Below are 23,432 nucleotides of genomic sequence, written 5' to 3' on the forward strand. Positions count from 1 at the left end.
CATTTCAAGGATCATTTCCCGTTATCAAAGAACTTTTGGGGTCGATTCAATCGCACCCGGATTCAATTTTACCCTTCGGAATTGTATCCAAACCGCCAGTTTTTGCTTTCTCACGAATCTTTGCTGCTTTTGAGGTGGATCAGGAAGGTTTCGGACGGCCCGAAACTGCTTACTAAAATAAATCATTATTTGTAAATAGTAAATACCCAAATGCAATGAGGTGCAGAATTAATTTATGTTCTTCAACATGATTATATTCAACCATACAGCAAAACATCCCTGAGCACGAGCATGCTATGCAAAATCGCCATTCTATTATTAAGCTGTTTGGCCAGCAAAACCAACCAAATGGCTTAAAAAAAGAAAATGAAGGAACTGTTTAATAGCAAAAAGGAGTATCTTGGGGGAGGAAAAAATGGAGGGGTGGAGTGCTGAGAGGTGAGTTGCAAACGTAAGATAGCGAACCGCTTTCCGATTTTCTTCTGAACAGGCGGTCACCGCTTCACTCAAACAAGGAGCAGACGGGATGTTTTTTCCGATGATGAATCATAATAAAGTGTTCTTTCCATGCCAATTTGATGTGGACAGAACACTATTGACACAAACTACATACGAAATAAAGAATTTATAACGAACGTTAGAGGCAGCCTAAAAAACAAAGGATATGACAACGAATCAGCAAATAATTTTAAACACGCTACTTGACCAGCAGAAAAAACAGTTGGACTCAACATTAAAAGAAGATGAATACTTTCATTTGTTTATAACGGAACAAGTATTGAAAAACTTTGAATTGTCATATGATGAATTACAAGAAGGAATAGTTGATAACGGTGGAGATGGTGGAATCGATGCTATTTACACCTTTGTCAATTCTGAGCTAATTCAAAGAGATACGGAATTAATAGATGGAAAAAGAAATTCAGTAATTGATATTTACTTAATTCAATCAAAAAACACCAATGGATTTGGTGAAACTCCAATTGAAAAATGCACTTCTTCAGCAAATGACTTATTTGACTTCACAAAATCCTCAGAGCAATTAAAAACTGTGTATAACAATGAACTACTAATAAACAGAGAAGTCTTTAAAAATCAATACCTTCACCTTGCATCTAAATTCCCGATACTTAAGTTCCATTATTTCTATGCTTCAAAAGGTAATGAAGTTCATGAAAATGTTCGCAGGAAAGTTGAAAATTTAAGAGAGATAATAAACAAACATTTCGACAAGGCAGAAATTAATTTTGAATTTTTAACTGCGGGCAGTTTAATTGAATTATCAAGACGTGAGCAGATTAAAACAAAAGGAATAACATTATTAGATAGTCCGATTGCAACACAAGATGGTGGATATATTGCAATTGCACCATTGAAGAATTATTTTGATTTTATTTCAGATCAAAACGGAGATATTATTAAATATTTCTTCGATTCAAACATTCGCGATTATCAAGGAAGTGTCGAAGTCAATAAAGGAATAAAAGAAACATTGATGACTAGTAATCCAGTGGAAGATTTCTGGTGGTTAAATAATGGAATTACTATTACTGCATCAGACGCAACATTTGGCAGTAAAATTTTACAAATAGAAGAACCACAGATTGTAAATGGATTACAAACGTCTTTCGAAATTTATAATTACTTCCGTTTACATAAAGGTGTGGCTGACGGTAGAAATGTACTAATAAGGGTTGTAAAGACCAAAGACGAAAAAAGCAGACTGAAAGTTATAAAATCTACAAACTTCCAAACAAATATTCCACCTGCTTCTTTACGAGCAACAGACCCAATACATAGAGATATTGAAGACTATTTTTTTGCAAAAGGATTTTACTATGACAGAAGAAAGAATTACCATAAAAATCAACAGAGACCAATAACTAAAATTGTGAGCATTCCACACTTAGCTCAAATTGTAATGGCAGCTTTGCAACAAAAGCCAGACTATGCCCGAGCCAGACCATCTACAATTATTAAAAACAATTCTGACTATGAAGGAATATTCAATTCCTCAATTCCGATTGAGTTGTATTTTAAATTAGTTTCGATTCATCAAGCCACTGAAAACAAGCTAAAAACATTTTGCAATCCAAAACTTACAAGGCCCCAGATTGGTGACATTAAATTCCATATTTCTATGTATGTTGTGGGAAAACTGACAAATAAAATAAAGCCAAGAGCACAAGAAATTGCAAACATTAACTTAGAGGATTTGACTGATGAAATTATAACCGAAGCCATCGAGAATACATTCATTATTTATGATTCAATGGGGGGGAATGATAGTATCGCAAAGGGAAAAGAATTTGTAAAGGAATTAGTAGAACAACTTCAGGAGAATTTAGACGATGAAAAAATCGAGGTATAATAACAATGTGCAAATGTAATGCCGGCGGGCGCGGCATCCCTCCGGCTCCTCGGAATATTCACGAAGGTCAGCGAGCGTAGGCTGGATCGTCCGCCAGCTTGGCTTTAAAGCTGCCATTGATCGGATGACTTCGAGTCATCCGATCAATAGAGCGTAGGGATACGGGCTAAAGCAAACCGGGCAAAAGCCTTGGGTTGCAAGCTGCCACTCAGCGGGTGAGTTGGAGGCGTTACCCGCTGAGTCATGCTGACGAAGTAAAGCGGAGTAAAGTAAAGCCAGTTTTTCCTACCTTTAGCATACAAACCTCAAAAAGCTTCACCCATGCAATTCGAAACCGGGCATTCGTATCACATCTTTAACCGGGGGAACAATTCGCAGAAGGTGTTTTTCACCCGCGACAACTATTTGTTCTTCCTTGAAAAAATCAAAACGCACATCACGCCCCATGCCGATATTTTAGCCTGGTGCCTCATGCCCAATCATTTTCACTTGATGGTGCATGTTAATCAGCTTGAAATAGCTCTGGTTGATACTGATCGGATGACTTCGAGTCATCCGATCAGTAAAATGCGTTCGTTCAATAACTCCATCGCCATCATTTTAAGGTCATACACCCGCGCAATCCAGAAACAAGAGAACATGCATGGCTCTTTATTTCAGGCAAAAACCAAAGCCCTCTGCCTCACACAAACCAATGGCATTTCTCCTGCTTGGTTTCAATCCAAATATGGCGCAATGATCCATGTTGATGATCCGGAGAAGGCCTATCCCCAGGTCTGTTTTGATTATATTCATGCCAATCCGGTCAAAGATGGACTGGTGAAAAGAATAACAGACTGGGAGTTTTCATCGGCACTGGATTATTCAGGGGAGCGGAACGGCAAGCTGATTAACCGGGACCGGACGGCCGAATTTGGTTGCGAGCTCCACTGAACGGTGATTCCGAATGCTGCGCTTCAGAATATATGAAAAGCTGGCAGTGGCTGGATCGTCCGCCAGCTGGCGGATTTGCAATCCGTTAAAACGGAGTCATTAATAGCTTACACACCTGGGACCACGCAATAAAACATCATCAGGATAGACCGACTTCCTCCCCGCTAACACCCGCATCGCTACACAATTATCCAGCCAGGCGATACAATCACACAGCAGCGGAGAATTGCCCGGCGCTTTGCTTGACCTATAGACAGAAATTAAAATTTGGCTTCCAGCTTGACACTACTCTGCTGTCCGGCTTAACTTGCCCTTATACCTGCAAATTTCACCACGATTGGTGATTCCCTCCAAAATATAGGAATAGCTTGTGTTTGGGTCGGCTGTATAAAATTTAACGGTTGTCGTTCCCGATTCGTCAATGTTCACTTTTGGATTCCAGTAGACTGTTGACCGCATGTCGGGCTCGTTGGACGTTCGGATAGAATCGACCTCGTACTTGGGCACATAGAACTCAGCTGGCTTCTGATATCCAAGTGGCATGTACTGAATGACACCGGCCAACTTGCGCTCGAAGCTTCCTCCCGCTTTGGTATTGATTAAAATAACACCGCCCATTCCGCCGCCTCCCTGGCTGTAAAATGCGGCGTTGGCACCATTCAGCACCACAATTTTCTCAATTTCTGACGAACCAATTGTTGAAAGAAAAGACAGATCCGCGTTCATTTCATCCAAATAAATTTCGGCGGGCGTACTTCCTCCCCTCATAAAAATCTGGTCGTTTGTGTAACGCACACCAGGTAAGGTTTTGACAATGAAATCAGCCATTTGCTCAACCGGAAACTGCTCAGCCAGCGCTTTTGCGTCAATCACAGTACTCGATATTCCATATTCCATCATGTCCTTGGTCCGTTGGTCGGCTCCTGTTACCACAAATTCATCCAACAGTATCGTTCGTCCGCCACCTTCAAAAAACATGCGTTGCTGCGCATTCCGGAGTAAACGTTCGGAAGCTGAACTCGCCCTCGCCGACGGCTGATTTAGGTTTGAAAATGAAGGAAATGAATCTTGATCAATCTCAATAAAACCAGCTGGCTCCTGCCTTATTTTGGTATATTTTTGCGACTGAATGGTGAAGACCGTGCTATCCGGAAAATCGAGCTCGTTAAATAAAAACCGCCCCGATTCATCAGCTTCTGCAGAAACTGAAATGAGTGGCTCGACCGCCAACGCGGTGATTGGCACGCCTTCCCTTTTTCCCAAAATCGTCGCCTCGTAAGTGCCTGATATCGTTTGTCCCACTTCGAGAAAATGCCTTGGTTTTTCAAGTTGATTGTTAATGACATCGCCAATATCAAACCGCTGCCATCCTTGCGTCAACATCAGCAAATCGAGGTAGTAATTTGTCCGGTCATCATCATTCAAAAAGTAAAAAGCCGGATCTTCAATATGCCCTTTCAAATCCGAAGTCAGCAGTAAATTCGAATAAATATGATCGGCTAAGGAATCAGTTTCAACCACCAAATCATCAGTCACTGACAAAGAAAAGTCGCCAGTTCGCAAGAGCGTGTCTGTTTGCTGAAGATTAATCGAAAGTGTTACCTCTTCGCGCCGGCGATAGTTCGGCTGGTCGGCCTGAACGGAGACACGCGCAGCAGGTTGCTTTTTAACGAAAACCAAGCGGCTGGACACTGGATTCTGATTTCCATCAACCAACACCAGATGAATCATTCCTTCGGGCAAAATTTCGGTTGGAATATTGTAGTGCAACTGCTCAACAAGCTGGGTGAAAAGTAAAACTTCGCACGAATGGGCCACAATATAAAATGGCTTGGGTAAATTTTCGCCTCTTGCACGTATCTGGACCTGCAGAAAATCGCCCAACCATTTAACCGACAGAGCAGCTCCTTCTGATACAACCGGTGGCAAATCAAAGCGCTTGGTTTGCCCTTTTGAATTGGTGGCGAAAGCCGCGTATTCAACACCAACAAGCGGCTTCATCGTAAAAGCGCCCATCCCCCGATGCTCACTTGTTAGAAACGAAACGGTATCGGTTCCATTTTGAAGAATATAGCCCGACACTTCAGTTGAATAACCATCTTGCGCAATGGCTTTAAATGCGACATGGGTTTCCTTTCCCGCCAGAAACACACCGCCTTCGGGGAAAAACTGCAGATCAAAATCTTCTCCGTCCGAGCTTGGAATAAAGAACTTATTCGCATGCACTGCCGAACTGTTTTCAAAAGCCACTTCAACAAACTGATTGTTCAACCCTTTGTTTTCGCGAACAAAATCAAACTGAATTTTTCCATCGGCCCCTGTTTTACGCTTGAATGTTTCAACTTGATTTTCATCCAAATTTACTTTACAAACGACAGATGCTCCTTCCACGGCATTGCCAAATCGATCAACAAACCAAACACTTGCAGTGGTCTTGCCATCTTCACCCGTTTCATAGTCAATTTCTGAAACAACATCGCTTGGTTGAAAATTGACGATTCGAATGACCTTTTGAAAAAGAAAGTCCGCACCATTGTTTAACATCCAGGTGGTATAAGCCCGAATCGTATATTCACCTTCCTGAAGTGCTGTTTCCAGTTTGATATGACCGGAAAATATGCCATCCAGTTGCTTAATCTTTTGTCGTGTAACTAACTTTTCGGATTGATCGAACAGTTCGACATAAATAAACCGGCTCCAGGCAAACGGTGCGTGTCCTGTTGCTGTTACCAGGTAGCCTTTAAACCAAATTGTTGAGCCCGAACTGTAGGTCGTCTTATCCAAATGCAGATATAACTTCTCCATAGGCGGACGTTCCTGCATCTTTTGAAATCCGGAAGTAATCGGATCCTCAAAATCCTGGCTAAAAGTTTTCGAACTAAAAAAAGAAAGTGAAAAGCAAACAATAAAATAGCAAAATAGAGGCTTCATGTTGGTCGTAAGAAAGTTTCCATAAATCAACCATAATATTTGCACAATTCAAAATACTCAGAAAATTAATTCTAAAATAAGAGCACAAAAAATCAACAAACAACCTGCGATCAATCACTCACGATAGGAATCTCCTCAGAATTGAATAATTTTGAAGTCGTTTGTCAATCAGCTGATCAAGCCAACACAACGATTCACCAAAACATAAAATTGACACTAGACATAGAAACCATGAATTGGATCATCATTATTATTGCAGGCCTGTTCGAAGTGGCCTTTGCTTTTTGCCTGGGCAAAGCGAAAGAAGCTACCGGAACCGAAATGTATTTATGGTACGCCGGCTTTTTGATCACCCTAAGCATCAGCATGGCCCTGTTGATTAAGGCCACGCAAACCCTGCCCATCGGAACGGCTTATGCGGTATGGACGGGCATTGGAGCGATCGGAACGGTTTTGGTGGGAATCTTTGTGTTTAAAGAACCCACCACTTTTTTACGGCTATTTTTCCTGGCGACGCTGATCGCTTCGATTGTTGGACTAAAAGTGGTTTCGCACTAAACCGATGCCGTCCGCAACGCTTAATTTTTAATAACGAAAAGATGAAGCCCTTCCGCCATTAATTGGCTATTTTTGTGGTTTTAAAATCAAAAAATTAAGGACAATCACATGAGTAAAATATTAGAAGTCGCCCCGGAAATCAAAGGATTAATCTTCGATCTAGATGGCACGATTGCCGACACCATGCCCATTCATTACGTCGCCTGGAGAAACGCAGCAGCCCGCTATGGCATCGACTTCAGCGTGGAACTGTTTGAAAAACTGGCTGGTATTCCGCTGTACAAAACGGTCGAAAAACTCAACGAATTATTCAATAAGAACATCGACCCGCAGGAAATGGGCGATGCCAAAGAAGCCGAATACGAAGCCAGCATGCACCTGGCACAGCCCATTGAACCGGTGATGGACGTGATTCGCCAATACCACGGCAAACTGCCCATGGCGGTTGGAACCGGCGGCTGTCGCTACCTGTCCGAAAAAGTGATGCGAATTGTTGGTGTCGATCAATACATCGACCAACTGGTATCGGCTGATGAGGTCAGCCAGCACAAACCCCACCCGGAAACCTTTTTGAAATGTGCCGAACTGATTGGTGTAAAACCCCAAGATTGCCTGGTGTTTGAAGATGGAATTCTGGGTATGCAAGCCGCCAAGGCAGCTGGCATGCAGGCCGTCAACGTAACCAACTACTACGAAGTCACTATTGGTCAATAATAAAAAAGCCCATGAAATCACACCTAATTCTTTTGGCAATCACGCTGGTGCTTTTTGTTTCGTGCCGGCCAAACCTGCTGAAAAAGAAAGCTACCATTGCTTTTTACAATGTTGAGAACCTGTTCGACACCATTGATGATCCGGCCATTAACGACGAGGAATTCCTTCCGGTGAGCGAAAAACAGTGGAACACGGAGCGCTACAACAAAAAGCTGGAGGATATCGCCAAGGTACTGGGAGGAATTAATTCGGAAGAGCTGCCTGAAGTGATTGGTTTGTGTGAAATAGAAAACCGCAGGGTACTCGAAGATTTGGCTGCCACAGCGCCCCTGGCTTCGGGCAACTACCAAATCGTACACGTAGACAGCCCCGACAAACGCGGCATTGACGTGGCGCTGCTCTTCCGAAAGCGGGAATTCAAACTTTTGTCGCACGAAGCCATCTTGGTCGATCCCGGATTCGAAACCCGCGACATCCTGCATGTGACGGGCAAATTGGGCAAAGATGAATTCCACTTGTTTGTCAATCACTGGCCTTCGCGCTGGGGTGGCGAACAGCAGTCGGAACCCAACCGGATTGTGGCCGCTCAAACATTAAAGCGCAAAGTGGATGAAATTCAGGCTGAAAACGCCGACGCCAAAATCATCATCATTGGCGATACGAACGACGAACCCGAGAACAAAAGCCTGGCCGAAATCGTTCGGGCTATGGCGCCAAACACAAAAGCAAAGCTGTACAACCTGATGATTCCGCTGGATGAGCAAAACCACGGAAGCTACAACTACCGTGGACAGTGGAACATGATCGACAACATCATCGTTTCCGAATCGGTTTTACGGGGCAATGGTTTTGTAGCAACCGATCAGCTGGGGCAAGTGTATCATGAAACGTGGATGGAATACCGAAACAAGAATGGCGCCATGTCGCCCAACCGAACATACGGCGGCCCCAACTATTATGGCGGCGTGTCTGACCACTTCCCGGTTTATTTGAACCTGGAGTGGAGATAGCGGACGGGATGCTGGATGCTGAATACTCGATGCTGGAAAACTTGGAACCTGAAACTTGAAACTTGGAATTTGAAACCTGAGACATGAAACTGAAAGTCATTTCACCATATCAACCCACCGGCGATCAGCCGGAAGCCATTCGGCAACTCTCCGAAGGCATCCGGCAGGGCACGCTTAACCAAACTTTGCTGGGGGTAACCGGTTCAGGAAAAACCTTTACCATGGCCAAAGTGATGGAGGAAGTACAGCGTCCAACCTTAATTCTAAGCCACAACAAAACGCTGGCTGCTCAGCTCTACAGCGAGATGAAGCAGTTTTTCCCGGAGAATGCAGTGGAATACTTTGTTTCGTACTACGATTATTACCAGCCTGAAGCGTACTTGCCCACTACCGACACCTATATCGAAAAGGATCTGTCCATCAACCAGGACATTGAAAAACTGCGGCTGAGCACCACTTCGGCCCTGCTCTCCGGACGTCGCGATGTGGTTGTTGTTTCCTCCGTTTCATGCCTGTATGGTATTGGCAATCCCGAAGATTTTCATGCCAATGTAACCAGTGTCAGCGTTGGAGAAACCCTCAATCGAAACCAGTTTCTGCACCGGTTGGTTGACGCCCTGTATTCGCGCAACGAAGTGGACTTTCAGCGGGGAAACTTCCGGGTGAAAGGCGACACGATCGACATTTTCCTGGCCTATGATGACAAAGCTGTCCGGGTGGTTTTTTGGGGTGATGAAATTGAAGAAATCTACAGTTTCGACCCGGTTGAAGGAAGCACCATTGATGAAATGGAAACGGCCATCATCTACCCGGCCAACATTTTTGTAACCACCAAAGAACGAATGAAATCGGCCATGCACCAAATTCAGGATGATTTGGTAAAGCAGGTTGAATTTTTCAAGGAAATTGGCAAACCACTCGAAGCCAAGCGCATTTTGGAGCGGGTGGAATACGATATGGAAATGATGCGCGAACTGGGCTATTGTCCGGGTATTGAAAACTACTCGCGCTACTTCGACGGACGGGCTGCCGGCACCCGCCCCTTTTGCCTGCTCGATTATTTTCCGGATGACTTTCTCACGATTTTAGATGAAAGTCACGTCACCATTCCGCAAATCCGGGCCATGTACGGCGGCGACCATTCGCGCAAAATCAACCTGGTGGAATATGGTTTTCGCCTGCCTGCTGCCATCGACAACCGACCCCTGAAGTTTGAGGAATTTGAAGATGTCGTTCATCAAACGCTTTATGTGAGCGCTACACCAGCCGACTATGAGCTGGAAAAATCCGAAGGTATCATTGTCGAGCAAATCATTCGTCCTACCGGCCTGCTCGACCCCGTGATTGAAGTGCGGCCATCGGCCAACCAAATAGACGATCTGATGCATGAAATAAATCTTCGGATTGAAAAGAACGAACGGATTTTGGTAACTACGCTCACCAAGCGCATGGCCGAAGAACTGAGCAAATACCTGATTAACATGGGGATCAAAACCCGCTACATCCATTCGGATATTGACACGATGGAGCGTATTGAAATACTGGAAGAGCTTCGAAATGGCGGGTTTCATGTGCTTGTAGGAATCAACCTCCTGCGCGAAGGACTAGACTTACCCGAAGTTTCGCTGGTGGCCATTATTGATGCTGACAAGGAAGGCTTCCTGCGATCGGAGCGCTCGCTCACGCAAACAGCTGGCCGTGCGGCACGTAACCTCAACGGTAAAGTAATCATGTATGCTGATAAGATTACGGATTCCATGCAAAAAACCATCGACTCGACCAATTACCGTCGCGAAAAGCAATTGAAATACAACGAAGAGAACAACATTACCCCAACAGCCATTGTGAAACCGACCCGCGAAATTATCGGCTACGAATACCGCGGTGACAAACAAGCCGCCTACTCCGGCGGTGCCGACCATGCCGATGTAGCTGCCGATCCGGTGGTGCAGTACATGAGTGTGGACGCCCTGGAAAAGGCGATTGAAAAAACCAAGAAGGAAATGCAGGCAGCCGCCAAAGAGCTCGACTTTATTGAGGCGGCCCGGTTGCGCGACGAAATGTACCGATTGCAGGAAATAGTGCTGAAAAAGAAAGGCTAAGCTGGGCGAACCCGCTCAGCGATCAACCAAAAAAGCAGCCGTATTGATCCTTTCTTATCACATCAAAGAGTCCGGCCAAGTCTTTCACTTCAGGAACTGGCTCATAACTTTCCCATTGACCACTGGCCCGCTTCCAAAAAACGCGCCACATGCCCCGCGATTTAGTAAGCTTGGCCTTGGCAAAAGGGAGATGCATAATCTCATCTGGCTTATTCCATCGTGGACGGATTTCAAAAAGTTCCAGCGTGTTATCTACAAAAGTGAACCCAACATCAACCTTCCCCCGTATTTCTTCTGGCGGTCGCATGGAGTCTACAAATTTTTGAATTTGAACCGCCAGTAAATTGATTGTCCCGGGATTATCTTCCATTTGTTTTGTTTATCTATTTTGTCCAAATATGCCCTACCTGATGTTCAGCGTAGCTACGATGACGACTTCATCAATCGCATTTCCAAATACTTCGATGTAAAACCCAGTTTCTCGTAAAGATAACGGGCCGGATTATCGGGCTCCACATGCAGGGCAATATTTCCTTCGGCCTGATTGATGGCTTCTTGCATCAACTGCTTCCCAATTCCTTTTCCCCTGCGTTCGTTGTGCGTGGCAATGTACACCAGAATGTTTTCAGGAATATAATCTTTCATGCCTGTTTGATTGACAACAACCGCACCCACGACTTCCTTGTTTTCGCAGGCGGCTAAAACAAAGCCACCAAAGGAAGGATATTCCTTTAAAGAATAATTCACCGCTTTTTCAATATCGTTTTTGGGATCACCAAAACTTTCGAGGTGATGGTAGAGAAAATCGACTACTTGTTTCTTTTCCTCCGATGTTGGTTTTAGCTTTTCGGTGAAGGTTTTGATTTCAATCATTTTGTTTTTCTTTACTGATTTCTGCTAAACTCAACGGTTATCATCGTAAAAAGTTGACTTTTTCCATGCTCTCAGACCACCACTGAAGCTCTACAAAAGTAGAAAAAATAAAACCTTTTCACGCAGAAAGGGCCTGCCGAACGGCAGGCCCTTGAGAAAGCTACAGACTTAAAGGCTGAAGAAATTATTAATTGTAGGCACTTTCTCCGTGTTCATAAACATCAAGACCTTCTTCTTCAATTCGCTTGGAAACGCGAAGCACTTTGGCTTTTTTCAGGATTGTGAACAAAATCAATCCACACCCAAAGGCCCAGGCAAAGAAGGCCAATACTCCGATGGCTTGAATACCGAGCAAGCCGGCACCATGACCATAGAATAATCCTTCGGATGTTGAAAACAACCCAACGGCCAATGTTCCGAGCGCACCACTCACGCCGTGCACCGAAATGGCTCCCACCGGATCATCCACCTTCAATATCTTGTCAATAAATTCAACGGCAAATGGCAACACAAAGCCGGCAATGGCACCAATCAAAACCGCACCAACCGGGTTTACCGCGTCACAACCAGCGGTAATAGCTACCAAACCAGCCAAAGCACCGTTCAACGAAATAGATAGCGCGGGGCGCTTGTAACGAACCCAGGATACCAGCATGGCAACAACAGCCCCGGCAGCAGCAGCCAGATTGGTGGTTACCGCGATATGTCCGAGCGCTACAGCGTTGTCAGTTCCGGCAGCAGCCAATTGCGAGCCGGGGTTAAATCCGAACCAACCAAACCACAGGATAAAGACCCCTAAAGCGCCCAGGGCCAGGTTGTGACCCGGAATCGCTTTCGCTTTTCCATCTTTACCATACTTGCCGATCCGCGGGCCAATAATTGCCGCCCCGGCCAGTCCAACCCAAGCACCTACAGAGTGAACAATGGATGAGCCCGCAAAATCGTGGAATCCCAGTTCGCTCAACCAGCCGCCACCCCAAGTCCAGTGCCCCGAAACCGGGTAAATGAAAACTGTAATCACCACACTAAAAATCAAGTATGATTTAAACTCAGTCCGCTCAGCAACAGCTCCCGATACAATGGTGGCAGCTGTAGCTGCAAAAACGGTTTGAAAAAACAAATCAGCATAATCCGAATAATTATCGCCATATCCTTCACTCATAAAGAACAAATCAGGCATTCCAATCAATCCTCCAACTGATTCTCCGTACATCAACGTAAACCCGATAATCCAATATAATAGTGAGCCGATGGAGAAGTCCATCAAGTTTTTCATCAAAATGTTTGCAGTATTCTTCGAGCGGGTAAACCCAGCCTCGACCATTGCAAAACCTGGCTGCATAAACATCACCATAAATCCTGCAATCAATAACCACATGTTGTCTATGCCTATTTGTAGGCCTTGTAAAGTTTCTTCCATGATCTTTCTATTTTTTATGGTTATTAATCTTCTTTTCCTTTGATGAATAAGGACTCATCACCGTACTCACCCGTTCGAATGCGGTAGGACTCTTCAATATTTGAAATGAATATTTTACCGTCCCCTATCTCACCGGTTCTACCCGCTTTCATAATCGCTAAAACAGTCTTTTCCACATTCTTGTCGCGAACAATAATGGAAAGAATCGTCCGTTCAATGGTACTGGTATCGTACACCACACCGCGGTAAGCGCGTTCTTGTCTTGTTTGCCCGACACCACGCACATCCCAGAAAGAGAAAAATTCAATGCCAGCATCATGAAGGGCCTCTGTGACCTCTTCAAACTTGGTTTTTCTAATAATTGCTTCAATCTTTTTCATCTTGACATGTTTTTTATTTTTACAATGAGATCCCGACCACAATATGGAATTGCTCGGACGACGGATTCAGGATAGCCGTTCCTGAAATGGGCAAGGAAAAGGTGTCTGTAATTTTAATTTCTTTTGAAGTGCCTACACTGATGTTACATACATTGAAATCGCCATCCATGGTATAAGCGCCATCGCCGGCCCCCAACGCAAGGTTTACTGATCCGACAGCCAATCCAGCCTCCAGATAGGTGTCGCTAACGCCATCGCCGGTCATGTATGCTCCGGTGAATGAAAAACTGCCCAGTTCCAAACCAATCATCGGCTCGAAAAAGTGCGAATCGCCATCAAAATACATCGATCCCGGGAAATAATAATCCGTCACAGTCAGTGTCAAGGCAGCGCCTTCGCCCAAATCAAACCCGTAGCTGGCGTACAAATCTGCCTCTGCTGCTTCATCATCGGTAAAACCATATGAACCCCAGGCTCCAATGGCAAAACCGCCTGTACTATATTCAGCCCAGGGCTGCATGGCCGGACCTGTACCAAACTTGGTACCACGCCAAACATAGCTCGAAACAATATCTGCCCCGGTGTCCCAGCTCTGAGCTTGAACGTTGAACGCAAAAGTACTTGCCAGCACAAAAAGTGTCTTTCTTTTCATGATTCTAAAAATTTAAGGGTTTAACTAAACTTGTTACTAAATCTTCTTTGTTGTGTTTTGCTTTAAAGGTGTGATCAAGAAAAAATGCTCTTTTTTAAAATGACCCCCATTATTTTGTGATCTCCGATTCAAAAGTATGGATATTCTTATTCGAGGGTCAAAAACAAAGGGGGTCAAAAATCAATTTAATGGTTAATTAACATTGAAACCCCCGAAAATAAAGGGGTCTAGTTTTCAGAATCGACACTTATTTTGGAAAAATGTCAGATACTAGGGGGGGTATTCGTTGAAAACATCATTTTTTTGACAGAAAGACAAGCACTAAACAAGAAAAATGTCAATTTGAAACTATACGTCATCCTTTCTGATGTTTTGATTTTTTATATGACGTTTTTATATCTTTTAGCTGCGCGTAGTCATTTTTTAGAATCTTTTTGACAAAACCCCACAGCATCCTGTCAACAGATCAGAAATAAAAAGCACCACATAAGAACTAAACGAACCCGAACGCACACCAAAAAGAAGCATTCAGTTCCCGCAGCCCAATTTCATCAAGCAAACTGTCCGAAAGAGGACCCGACAGCATCAGGCGTCCGATTGTTACAGACTTTTAAAAACCACACCCGACAGCCCGACCCGGAATAGGACTATTCGGAAAAAAGTAATTAATTTGCATGCTCGTTCTGTTCATTGGCCAGGTTTTAACAAAAACACCCGCTAAACCGGCATATTTTAATTTGTAATCCATCTTGTATTATGAAACTTTGGGACAAAGGCACATCTGTAAATAAACTCATCGAAGACTTCACCGTTGGGCAGGATCGCGAACTGGATCTTTATCTGGCCAAATATGATATACTGGGCTCGATGGCCCACACCATCATGCTTCAATCCATTGGCCTGCTTGAAAAAGATGAACTGGAAAAGCTGATGTCCGAAATGAAAGCCATTTACCGGGTGGCTGAAAAAGGTGAATTTATCATTGAGGAAGGGATTGAAGACGTACACTCGCAGGTGGAAGCGATGCTCACCGAAAAACTGGGTGATGTGGGCAAGAAAATCCACAGCGGACGGTCAAGAAACGATCAGGTTCTGCTGGATCTGAAGCTTTTTGCCCGCGAAGAAATTCGCCAACTCGTTGATGCAAGCAACGAGCTGTTCGACACATTAATTACCCAGGCCGAAAAACACAAAGATCAGTTGATGCCGGGCTACACCCACCTTCAAGTAGCTATGCCTTCTTCTTTCGGACTTTGGTTTAGTGCCTATGCCGAAAGCCTGGTCGATGACCTGACCCTTTTACAGGCCGCCTTTAAAATTACCAACCAAAATCCGTTGGGTTCCGCTGCCGGCTACGGCTCATCATTCCCGCTCAACCGGCAATTAACCACCGACTTGCTGGGTTTCGATTCCATGAATTACAATGTGGTTTATGCGCAAATGGGCCGCGGCAAGATGGAGAAGACCGTCGCTTTCGCCATATCATCCATTGCAGCCACCCTGTCAAAACTGGCTTTTGATGTTTGCTTGTTTATGAGCCAGAACTTCGGCTTTGTTGCTCTTCCCGACGAGCTGACTACCGGATCAAGCATCATGCCACACAAAAAAAATCCCGATGTATTTGAACTGATCCGCTCGCACTGCAACAAACTGCAAGCCCTGCCCAACCAAATTACATTAATGGTCAACAACCTGCCCAGTGGGTATTTCCGCGATCTGCAAATTATCAAGGAAGTGTTTCTACCTGCGTTTGACGAGCTGATGAGCTGTTTGAAAATTGCCAACTTCGCACTGGGCGAAATCACCATCAAGGAAAACATTCTGGACGATGATCGTTATCAATACCTGTTTAGTGTTGAAGATGTTAACCGGCTGGTTCAGCAGGGCGTTCCGTTTCGCGATGCCTACATCCGGGTTGGGAAACAAATTCAGCAAGGTGAATACCACCCCAGCAAACAGGTGGCACACTCGCACGCCGGGAGCATCGGCAACCTCTGCCTTCCCGAAATCCAACAAAAAAGGGAAAGGGTTGTCGAATCATTTGACTTTAAAAAGATGGATTCCGCTGTCAAAAAGCTACTAAAATAAGCTGCATCTGTTAATTAAACGTTATTTCTAAAATCAGTCGATAGCAAGTTGATATTTGACCTCTATTTTGTAACTGCGGTGAATCTCACCTGTTTATAAAATAATAATCAGAAAACAAAGCCATTTTTCCATGTTTTCGAACATACACGGTAGGGTTCGCAATTGGATATTACTCAATTAATAGCTATTTTCGCTTTCACTTCATAAGTATTTTACGGGTTTTGCTTAAAGATTTAAAGTAGTTGAAATTTCTTCAATCTACTCGTGTTGTGTCTTGTAGTGACATACAAGACTTGTGTGATAAATATTAAAACGGATAAAGAATGCAGTTAAGATTTCCAAAAACGCAGGGACTATATAACTCTGCCAACGAACATGACAATTGTGGGATCGGGTTTGTGGCGCATATTAAAGGCCAGGCCTCTCATGATATCATCAACAGAGGACTTCGTGTACTTGAAAACCTTGACCACCGGGGAGCAACCAGCGCTGATAACGCAACGGGTGATGGCGCAGGTATTTTAATGCAAATTCCTCACGAATACATCAAGTCAGTCCTGAAGATCAACGTACCGGAACCGGGCCAATACGGCACCGGCCTGATATTTCTGCCTAAAAAAGAAAACGAAGCAGATATCTGCCTGGATATTCTGTCGAAACATATTAAGGAAGAAGGCTTGGAACTGATCAGTTACCGCGACGTGCCGGTGGACACTTCGGCACCTGGCGAAATTGCCAAGCTGACAGAACCAATTATCAAACAGGTTTTCATCAAAGCAAACCTGGAGCCTGAAGCACTGGAACGCAAATTATATATTGTCCGGAAACTGACTGAAAAAGCAGTGGCCAATTCCAACCTGACACACCGGGAAGGATTTTACCAGCCAAGCCTATCATCCAGGACCATTGTATATAAAGGAATGCTTACGCCATTTCAGTTAAGCGAATATTTTAAAGACCTGCAACACGAAAAGTTCAAGTCGGCGATTGCCTTGGTTCACTCGCGTTTCAGCACCAACACCTTCCCAACCTGGGATTTGGCTCAACCCTTCCGCATGTTGGCACACAATGGCGAAATCAACACGGTAAAAGGAAACCGCAAGTGGATGGAAGCCCGCGAAGCTCTGCTGAAGTCAGAAATTTTTGGAGAAGACTTACAGAAACTTCTGCCTGTGATTGAAGACAACAAGTCCGATTCGGCCTCATTCGACAACGTGCTGGAATTTCTGCACCTGACCGGACGTTCGCTGCATCACGCCTTGTGTATGATGATTCCCGAATCGTTTAACGAGAAAAACCCGATTCCCGAAACCTTAAAAGCCTTCTACGAATACCACTCTACCATAATGGAACCCTGGGATGGTCCGGCTTCCATGGTATTCTCCGATGGGCGATACATTGGTGGCACACTCGACCGAAACGGCTTACGCCCTTCACGCTATGTCATTACCAAGAATGACCTGATTGTGATGGGGTCCGAGGTCGGTGTTCAGCAGTTTGAGCCGGAAGAAATTGTCGAAAAAGGACGTCTCCGCCCGGGAAAAATTCTGCTGGTTGACACCAAGCTGGGCATCATCATTCCCGACAAGGAAGTGAAAGACCAGCTCAGCAAGCGCAACCCCTATGAAATGTGGCTGAAACAAAACCGCATGCGCTTGAAAGATATCAAAGTTAAACACCGGGTTCCTTCGGAGCTTGAAAATTTCGAGACCCTGGCGCAGGTTTTCAATTACTCAAAAGAAGACCTGTACGATCTCATCCAGCCAATGTCGGTTGGTGCAGCGGAACCAACCAGCTCCATGGGGAACGACACACCTTTGGCCATTTTCTCCGAAAAGCCACAGCTGTTTTTCACTTATTTCAAGCAAATGTTTGCGCAGGTGACCAATCCCGCCATCGACCCCATCCGCGAAGGACTGGTCATGGCACTGACCAACTACATTGGTTCGCTGCACTCCAACATTTTGATTGAAACGCCGGAACACTGCAAGTTGCTGAAATTTGACGGGCCACTGATTACCAATACCGACCTGGGAAAAATTAAAGATCTGAAGGATGAGATGTTCACACACAAGACCATCTCAACCGTGTTCCCGGTTAATGGGGGCTACAAAGCCTTTAAGGAAGCCTTTGACAGCATGCTTGAAAAAGCAGAAAAAGCGGTTGACGATGAAAAGAACTTCATCATCCTGTCCGACCGAAAGGTCGATTCGGAGCATGCCCCAATGCCATCGCTGCTTGCGGTTGCCGCCGTACACCATCACCTGATCTCGAAAAAGAAACGCATGCAGGTGGGCATCATTGTTGAAACAGCCGAAGCCCGCGAAGTCAACCATTTTGCCCTGCTGCTGGGCTATGGCGCCAGTGCCATCAATCCGTACATGGCTTTTGCAGCGATCGACCGCTTGGTGAAAGAGGGGAAAATTGAACTGGAATACAAAGATGCCCGCAAAAATTACATCAAGGCCATAGATAAGGGCTTGTTGAAAATCCTTTCCAAGATGGGCATTTCAACGCTCCGCTCCTATCACGGCGCCCAAATGTTTGAAGCCATGGGGGTCAGCCGCGACCTGATAAACAAATACTTTACAGGTACAGCTTCGCGCCTGAGCGGAATCGGTCTGGAAGAAATTGCGGAAGAGTACAGCCGTTTCCACAAATCGGCCTACAAACAAAGCAGCACCGCCACGAAATTCCGCTTCGAAAGCTCCGGCGTTTATGCCTGGCGCAAATACGGCGAACACCATGCCTGGAACCCGGAAGCCGTTGGCCTGTTGCAGTGGGCAACCCGCACAAACGACTACAGCAAATACAAAGAATACAGTATGCTGGTCGATCAGGACAACAGAAAACCCGGCTTCATTCGCGGATGCTTCAAGTTCAAACAGAATCCAATTCCGCTGGACCAGGTTGAGCCTGCCGAAAACATCATGAAACGCTTTGTCACCGGGGCCATGTCCTACGGTTCCATCAGCAAGGAAGCGCACGAAGCTCTGGCCGTGGCCATGAACACGGTGGGTGGACGAAGCAATACCGGCGAGGGTGGCGAAAGTTCCGACCGTTTTGGAACCATTAAACAAAGCGCCATCAAGCAAATTGCCTCGGGCCGTTTTGGGGTGACCAACAACTACCTGACCAATGCGCAGGAACTTCAAATTAAAGTTTGTCAGGGAGCCAAGCCAGGAGAAGGCGGCCAGTTGCCAGGCTTCAAAGTCAATAAAATCATTGCCAAACTTCGGAATTCAACCCCCGGAATTACGCTGATTTCGCCTCCTCCTCATCACGATATTTACTCGATTGAGGATTTGGCCCAATTGATTTACGACCTGAAAGTGACCAACCCCAAAGCCAAAGTATCCGTTAAGCTCGTTGCTGAAAACGGCGTGGGAACCGTTGCTGCCGGCGTTGCCAAAGCTTTTTCCGACTTGATTATCATTTCAGGTGGTGAAGGCGGAACAGGAGCCAGCCCGGCCAGTTCGATCAAACATGCCGGCTTACCCGCAGAAATGGGTATCGCCGAAGCCCAGCAAACGCTGGTGATGAACAATCTGCGCGGACGGGTCAAGCTACAGGTTGACGGACAGCTGAAGACCGGTCGAGATGTCGTCTCCATGGGATGTCTTGGTGGTGAAGAGTTTGGATTCTCCACTTCGGCACTGATCACCATGGGCTGTATCATGATGCGGAAATGCCACCTGAACACCTGCCCGGCCGGAATCGCCACGCAAGACAAGGAGTTAAGAAAACGCTTCATCGGGAAATCCGAATTCGTCGTCAACTTCTTCCGTTTTGTGGCCGAAGAGGTGCGCGAGTACATGGCCGAGATGGGAATTGCCAAGTTTGAAGATCTTGTTGGACGTGCCGATCTGCTTGAAGTAGACGAAAAAGCCACCAACTGGAAAATGAAAAACATCGACTTCTCACAGGTATTGCACATGCCGGAAGAAGCCAAGAAATACGACATCCACAACACGCATCCAAACCTGAAATCGATCGATGATCACCTGGATCACAAACTGATACGGGATTCAAACAAAGCGATAAAAGGGAAAGAAAAAGTTTGGTTATCGCACCCAATCATGAACACGGACCGGACCATCGGCGCGATGCTATCGGGCGAAATTTCCAAACGTTATGGCGAAGAAGGACTGCCCGATGACACCATCAGCTGCACCTTCCACGGAACAGCAGGCCAAAGCTTTGGCGCATTCCTGGTGAAAGGCGTTAACTTCCGGCTCGAAGGCGATGCCAACGACTACACCGGGAAAGGACTTTCGGGGGGTAAAATTGTGGTGGTGCCGCCAACAGGAACGACTTTCAAACCCGAGGAAAACATCATCATCGGAAACACCACCTTTTATGGTGCCACCAAAGGCGAAGGCTATATTCGCGGCGTGGCTGGCGAGCGATTCTGCGTGCGGAACTCAGGAGCGAAAACGGTGGTGGAAGGTACCGGCGACCACTGCTGCGAATACATGACCGGCGGACGCGTGGTTGTGCTGGGAAAAACCGGGCGTAACTTCGCCGCGGGAATGAGCGGCGGGATTGCCTATGTGCTCGATGTTGACGGTGACTTTGATTATTACTGCAACAAAGGCCTGGTGGAACTCTCGCAGGTTGAAGACCGCACCGACATTGACGAGCTGCAGGAAATGATCAACAAACACCTCATTTATACACAAAGTTCTTTAGCGGCAAAAATTCTGACCAACTGGGAAGAATACCTGCCACGATTTGTAAAAGTAATTCCGTTCGAGTACAAGAAAGTGCTTGAGGAGTTGAAGTTGAAGGAACTGGAACGTAAATTACAATTGACGGAAGATGATCCATCACGTCACGAATAACAGTTAAAGAACAGTTTGAAAAACACGAAAAGATTATACGATTATGGGAGATCCTAGAGGTTTTATGAAAGTACCCCGCAAGGAAGGCGGGTACAGACCTTTAAACGAAAGAATATATGATTACGGGGAAGTGGAACAGACCCTGAACGAAGAAGACAGAAGATTACAGGCCGCCCGTTGTATGGATTGTGGCGTACCTTTTTGTCACTGGGGCTGCCCCGTTGGAAGCAAAATTCCAGAATGGCAAGATGCCATTTACAACAAAAACTACGCTGAAGCCTACGACATTCTTCACTCGAGCAACAGCTTTCCGGAAATGACCGGCCGCGTTTGCCCGGCTCCATGCGAAAAAGCATGCGTGCTGGCTATTCACAACGAATCAGTGACCATTCGTGAAAACGAATCATCAACTGTTGAGAAAGCCTTTGAACTGGGATTGGTGAAAGCCAATCCACCGCAGTTTCGCACGGGTAAAAAAGTGGCTATTATCGGGTCAGGACCTGCCGGACTGTCGGCTGCCGACTTGCTGAACCACGCCGGACATGAGGTGACCGTTTTTGAAAAGAATGATGCCATTGGAGGCTTGCTGCGCTACGGCATTCCCGACTTCAAACTGAACAAAGGAATTATCGACCGCCGTTTGGCCATTTTCGAGGAAGAAGGCATGATTTTCAAAACCAAGACCTGTGTTGGAAAAGATATTTCGAAAGACGAATTGCTGAATGAATACGATGCCGTTCTGCTGGCTGTGGGTGCCGAACAACCGCGCGACCTCGTGACGGAAGGCCGTGAACTGAATGGTGTTCATTTTGCCATGGAATTTTTGACCCAGCAAAACAAAGTGGTTGCCGGGAAACGGGTGAACCGGAGCAAGCGGATTTCGGCTGAAGGAAAACATGTGTTGGTGATTGGCGGTGGCGATACCGGCTCCGACTGCGTGGGTACCTCCATCCGTCAAAAAGCGGCCAGCGTCACTCAAATCGAGATTATGCCGAAACCTTCGGAGATCCGTTCCGACAACAACCCCTGGCCCTATTGGCCAACCACCTTGCGGACTTCCAGCTCGCACATGGAAGGTTGCGACCGGAAATGGGCCCTTTCAACCCGCCGCCTGATTGGCGAAGACGGACAGGTAAAAGAAGCCGAAGTGGTGGAAGTGGCCTGGGACAAAGACAAAGACGGACGTTGGTTGATGTCGGAAGTGCCGGGAACCGAGCAAATTCTGAAAGCCGACCTGGTTTTGTTGTCCATGGGATTCACCCAGCCGGTACACAATGGCCTGCTCGAAGAACTGGGCGTTGAGTACGACGCACGTGGCAATGTAAAAGTCAACAAGAAAAAGCAAAGCTCCATTGCCAAAGTATTCGCGGCCGGCGATGTGGAACGTGGCGCCAGCCTGGTGGTTCATGCCATTCAGTGTGGCAAGGACGCGGCAGCCGCCATCGATGAATTTTTGAGCTAACAAACGAACGATTGTATTAAAATATCACAACTCGTAATACCCTAAAAAGGCCTCGCAACTGTTGCGGGGCTTTTTTTATGGGCACCATAGTTTTTATTGATCCGATGAATCCCAGCCATCGGATCTTGCTTGCCAGTCAGGGCTTCACTCGAAGTGAACCCCTGATTAAAACCCCCGCTAACCAATCCAGCCCTTGTTTAGAATGATACGAAATTAAGTTAATTGACACGTCCATTTTGCCAGGTTTTGTAAATTGAGGATCGAAAAAAGCAAGGTATTAGTTGTACACAGACATTGAACCAACCCCCACTAAGGCGGAGTAGCTTGACATGGTGCAAAAAACTGCGTAACTTCTATTCTCATTTTTAAAATTTTAGTCATGAAAAAGTATCCATGAGTTGATGGAGCGAGAAATGCGTATCCGAAACTAACAAGTAGAGTACCAGAAACAAATCAGTGGCACCTCAGGGAATGTCGTGTAAATGTCGTGCTCTTGTAGTTGGAAAGTTACCTTAACATGGCCGACATTTGCACTTAAAAACGAAAAAATGGAAACGGGGAAACGAATCAAAGAATTAAGAATTAAAAAAGGCATGACTCAGGAAGAGTTGGCTGAAAAAACTGAAGTTAGCACAAGAACAATACAACGGATTGAAAATGGAGAAGTAGACCCACGAGCCTATACGCTTCAAATGATTGCTAAAGCGCTCGATGTTGATTTCAGTTTGTTTGCCAGAAATGAGTTGGAAGAGAAACAGGGATTTCAAAAGGTTGACGCCAACAATTGGCCGGCACTGCTACATCTAAGCGGAATAATCCCTCTTTTCTTTCCAACCTTACTATTGTGGAAAAAAAGAAAAGATAAAACCGAAGATATTCTAAATCATTTTCGCGCGGCTATTACCATGCAGGCATGCATTTGGGCAATCATTCTGGTCGGCCTCTGGATTTACTGGCAAGTAAATCAACCGGCACCGCTTATCGGAGGATTGTTGGTTGGCGCCTTAATTGCGATCATGAATGCAATCTTTGTCATCATTGGGAAACCCTTTATCAATCCATTTATAAAAAGCAAAGAGAGTGTTCAACGAACT

Annotated in this window: 16 protein-coding genes; 10 read left to right on the forward strand and 6 right to left on the reverse strand. The window is 45.6% G+C overall.

The window, feature by feature from the left end; translation table 11 throughout:
* Nucleotides 1–664 precede the first annotated feature (664 nt).
* A complete protein-coding gene (locus tag NC99_RS00995; protein WP_053178937.1) occupies nt 665–2,371 on the forward strand; it encodes an AIPR family protein in 1,707 nt (568 codons plus the stop codon).
* Between the two features lie 321 nt (nt 2,372–2,692).
* A complete protein-coding gene (locus tag NC99_RS01000; RefSeq protein WP_053178939.1) occupies nt 2,693–3,304 on the forward strand; it encodes a transposase in 612 nt (203 codons plus the stop codon).
* Between the two features lie 285 nt (nt 3,305–3,589).
* Here NC99_RS01000 and NC99_RS01005 read toward each other — a convergent pair whose 3' ends face one another.
* The gene (locus NC99_RS01005) at nt 3,590–6,109 is read right to left on the reverse strand and encodes a TonB-dependent receptor plug domain-containing protein (RefSeq protein WP_162231117.1); all 2,520 of its coding nucleotides are present in this window, start codon (nt 6,107–6,109) and stop codon (nt 3,590–3,592) included.
* 336 nt (nt 6,110–6,445) lie between these two features.
* Between NC99_RS01005 and NC99_RS01010 the strand changes: the two genes are divergently transcribed.
* From NC99_RS01010 to uvrB, 4 genes are all read left to right on the forward strand, one after another.
* A complete protein-coding gene (locus NC99_RS01010) occupies nt 6,446–6,793 on the forward strand; it encodes a DMT family transporter (RefSeq protein WP_239684383.1) in 348 nt (115 codons plus the stop codon).
* Nucleotides 6,794–6,901: 108 nt separating this feature from the next.
* Nucleotides 6,902–7,507: an HAD family hydrolase gene (locus NC99_RS01015; RefSeq protein ID WP_053178944.1), complete on the forward strand. Its 606-nt coding sequence runs from the start codon at nt 6,902–6,904 to the stop codon at nt 7,505–7,507.
* 11 nt (nt 7,508–7,518) lie between these two features.
* The gene (locus NC99_RS01020; RefSeq protein WP_053178946.1) at nt 7,519–8,517 is read left to right on the forward strand and encodes an endonuclease/exonuclease/phosphatase family protein; all 999 of its coding nucleotides are present in this window, start codon (nt 7,519–7,521) and stop codon (nt 8,515–8,517) included.
* Nucleotides 8,518–8,600: 83 nt separating this feature from the next.
* Entirely contained in the window at nt 8,601–10,619 is a 2,019-nt protein-coding gene (gene uvrB / locus NC99_RS01025) for an excinuclease ABC subunit UvrB (RefSeq protein WP_053178949.1), read from the forward strand.
* 22 nt (nt 10,620–10,641) lie between these two features.
* Here uvrB and NC99_RS01030 read toward each other — a convergent pair whose 3' ends face one another.
* The 5 genes from NC99_RS01030 to NC99_RS01050 form a co-directional block, all read right to left on the reverse strand.
* Nucleotides 10,642–10,989, reverse strand: a complete 348-nt coding sequence (locus NC99_RS01030; protein WP_053178951.1) for a DUF3024 domain-containing protein — start codon at nt 10,987–10,989, stop codon at nt 10,642–10,644.
* A gap of 53 nt (nt 10,990–11,042) precedes the next feature.
* Nucleotides 11,043–11,492 carry a GNAT family N-acetyltransferase gene (locus NC99_RS01035; RefSeq protein ID WP_053178953.1) on the reverse strand — a complete coding sequence of 150 codons (450 nt, stop codon included), beginning with the start codon at nt 11,490–11,492 and terminating at the stop codon, nt 11,043–11,045.
* Nucleotides 11,493–11,679: 187 nt separating this feature from the next.
* Complete coding sequence (locus NC99_RS01040; protein WP_053178955.1) at nt 11,680–12,912, reverse strand: ammonium transporter; 1,233 nt, start codon at nt 12,910–12,912, stop codon at nt 11,680–11,682.
* A 23-nt stretch (nt 12,913–12,935) separates the two neighbouring features.
* On the reverse strand, nt 12,936–13,292 hold the full coding sequence (locus tag NC99_RS01045) for a P-II family nitrogen regulator (protein WP_053178957.1): 357 nt from the start codon (nt 13,290–13,292) through the stop codon (nt 12,936–12,938).
* Between the two features lie 19 nt (nt 13,293–13,311).
* Nucleotides 13,312–13,944, reverse strand: coding sequence for a TorF family putative porin (locus tag NC99_RS01050; protein WP_053178959.1), 633 nt, complete (start codon nt 13,942–13,944; stop codon nt 13,312–13,314).
* A gap of 756 nt (nt 13,945–14,700) precedes the next feature.
* Between NC99_RS01050 and argH the strand changes: the two genes are divergently transcribed.
* The 4 genes from argH to NC99_RS01070 form a co-directional block, all read left to right on the forward strand.
* Nucleotides 14,701–16,032 (forward strand): argininosuccinate lyase, encoded by a 1,332-nt coding sequence (argH, locus tag NC99_RS01055; RefSeq protein ID WP_053178961.1) that lies wholly within the window; start codon nt 14,701–14,703, stop codon nt 16,030–16,032.
* Between the two features lie 323 nt (nt 16,033–16,355).
* Nucleotides 16,356–20,876 carry a glutamate synthase large subunit gene (gene gltB / locus NC99_RS01060; RefSeq protein WP_053178963.1) on the forward strand — a complete coding sequence of 1,507 codons (4,521 nt, stop codon included), beginning with the start codon at nt 16,356–16,358 and terminating at the stop codon, nt 20,874–20,876.
* Nucleotides 20,877–20,919: 43 nt separating this feature from the next.
* Nucleotides 20,920–22,338: a glutamate synthase subunit beta gene (locus NC99_RS01065; protein WP_053178965.1), complete on the forward strand. Its 1,419-nt coding sequence runs from the start codon at nt 20,920–20,922 to the stop codon at nt 22,336–22,338.
* A 548-nt stretch (nt 22,339–22,886) separates the two neighbouring features.
* Nucleotides 22,887–23,432: helix-turn-helix domain-containing protein (locus NC99_RS01070; protein ID WP_053178967.1), on the forward strand; the 546-nt coding region annotated here is incomplete at its 3' end.

The sequence above is a fragment of the Sunxiuqinia dokdonensis genome (assembly GCF_001270965.1).
GTDB lineage: Bacteria > Bacteroidota > Bacteroidia > Bacteroidales > Prolixibacteraceae > Sunxiuqinia > Sunxiuqinia dokdonensis.

Coding starts and splice junctions, on each gene's coding strand:
- NC99_RS01005 (WP_162231117.1), bottom strand. CDS start 6,109: ATGGAGAAGTTATATCTGCATTTGGATAAGACGACCTACAGTTCGGGC.
- NC99_RS01035 (WP_053178953.1), bottom strand. CDS start 11,492: ATGATTGAAATCAAAACCTTCACCGAAAAGCTAAAACCAACATCGGAG.
- NC99_RS00995 (WP_053178937.1), top strand. CDS start 665: ATGACAACGAATCAGCAAATAATTTTAAACACGCTACTTGACCAGCAG.
- NC99_RS01030 (WP_053178951.1), bottom strand. CDS start 10,989: ATGGAAGATAATCCCGGGACAATCAATTTACTGGCGGTTCAAATTCAA.
- NC99_RS01000 (WP_053178939.1), top strand. CDS start 2,693: ATGCAATTCGAAACCGGGCATTCGTATCACATCTTTAACCGGGGGAAC.
- NC99_RS01045 (WP_053178957.1), bottom strand. CDS start 13,292: ATGAAAAAGATTGAAGCAATTATTAGAAAAACCAAGTTTGAAGAGGTC.
- NC99_RS01065 (WP_053178965.1), top strand. CDS start 20,920: ATGGGAGATCCTAGAGGTTTTATGAAAGTACCCCGCAAGGAAGGCGGG.
- NC99_RS01020 (WP_053178946.1), top strand. CDS start 7,519: ATGAAATCACACCTAATTCTTTTGGCAATCACGCTGGTGCTTTTTGTT.
- uvrB (WP_053178949.1), top strand. CDS start 8,601: ATGAAACTGAAAGTCATTTCACCATATCAACCCACCGGCGATCAGCCG.
- NC99_RS01040 (WP_053178955.1), bottom strand. CDS start 12,912: ATGGAAGAAACTTTACAAGGCCTACAAATAGGCATAGACAACATGTGG.
- NC99_RS01050 (WP_053178959.1), bottom strand. CDS start 13,944: ATGAAAAGAAAGACACTTTTTGTGCTGGCAAGTACTTTTGCGTTCAAC.
- NC99_RS01015 (WP_053178944.1), top strand. CDS start 6,902: ATGAGTAAAATATTAGAAGTCGCCCCGGAAATCAAAGGATTAATCTTC.
- gltB (WP_053178963.1), top strand. CDS start 16,356: ATGCAGTTAAGATTTCCAAAAACGCAGGGACTATATAACTCTGCCAAC.
- argH (WP_053178961.1), top strand. CDS start 14,701: ATGAAACTTTGGGACAAAGGCACATCTGTAAATAAACTCATCGAAGAC.